We start from the raw sequence: 270 nt of genomic DNA on the forward strand, positions 1-270 counted from the left end.
GTTTAGTATCAAGCTAAATGCCTAAACAAATAAGGATAAGTGCGCATAGCCGACAATTGCGTATTCCGACGAAGTTGAACACTTATTCCGGCTGAACATGAACACTTAACTTTTTCAACGTATCACGACAGTTGTTTTTTAGCTTAAGTGTTCACCTTCCGTCAACGTTCCTAACTTTTTCCGCATTGATTCTCCCTTCAGTTGCAGCCTGTGAGCATTGTGCATCAGGCGATCTAAGATGGCATCTGCCAATGTGTTGTCACCGATTTG

General features: G+C 42.2%; 1 protein-coding gene. It reads right to left on the reverse strand.

All coding sequences use genetic code 11. From position 1 onward, the window contains the following. Positions 1-138: 138 nt before the first annotated feature. On the reverse strand, positions 139-270 hold a 132-nt coding region (locus tag R0J87_RS20675), incomplete at its 5' end, for an ATP-binding protein (RefSeq protein ID WP_498888597.1).

The organism is Halomonas sp. SIMBA_159, from assembly GCF_046536035.1.
GTDB lineage: Bacteria > Pseudomonadota > Gammaproteobacteria > Pseudomonadales > Halomonadaceae > Vreelandella > Vreelandella venusta_A.